Origin of the sequence: Streptomyces sp. DH12, from assembly GCF_020873895.1 — a bacterium.
In the GTDB taxonomy this organism is placed as follows: domain Bacteria; phylum Actinomycetota; class Actinomycetes; order Streptomycetales; family Streptomycetaceae; genus Streptomyces.
This window is the reverse complement of sequence record NZ_JAHWGT010000393.1, coordinates 1-646: the sequence shown is the minus strand read 5'-3', so window position 1 is coordinate 646 and position 646 is coordinate 1. Positions and strand designations below refer to the sequence as shown.

Here is a 646-nt window from a genome sequence, read left to right as displayed (position 1 = left end):
CAGATAGACCGCGCCGGCCAGCGCGGACACGCTCAGCAGGCCCAGGGTGGAGGCCCGGTGCGGGTCCTTCTCCGCGGCGATGCGGGTCGCGGCGACCGTGGTGGCCGTGCCGGACCCGAAGCCGCCGACGACGGCGCCGGCGACGACGGCGGGGACGGTGGTGGTGAGGGCGGCGCCGCCGTAGCCCACGGCGGCGAGGACGAGACCCAGCCGGGCCAGGGTCCGCGCCCCGGTCCGCTCCACGCGGGAGGCCAGCAGGAACCCGGCCGTGGCCGAGCTGAGCAGCAGCAGACTGCCGACGGCCCCCGCCTGGGTGGCCGTCAGATCCAGGCCGCGTTCCAGCCGGCCGACGGTGGTCGGCAGCAGATACGGGGCGAGGTACCCGGCCGTGAAAAGGGCGACGAGGGGCCAGGGGGTGGTGCGAGGGGCGTACACGGGCGTTCCCAGGGCGTGCGAAAGGGACGGTGCGAGAAAGGAGGTTGTGGGGGGCGACGACCGTCGACGGACGAGAACGCGCGGGCAATTTGTATCAAGCGGGGAGGGCGCAACGGGAGTGAGCAAGGTGTGATCTGAATCACTCTCGCGTTTGGGGTTTTTAAAGCTTGGGTAGCAGCGCGCTTTTTGCCTCAGAGGCATGCGGTGAGGG

General features: G+C 71.7%; 1 protein-coding gene. It reads right to left on the bottom strand.

Translation table 11 applies throughout. The features are described 5' to 3' along the window. Positions 1-435 (bottom strand): MFS transporter (locus LPA54_RS34755; protein ID WP_228984615.1); only part of this gene is annotated, 435 nt, incomplete at its 3' end. Positions 436-646 lie beyond the last annotated feature (211 nt).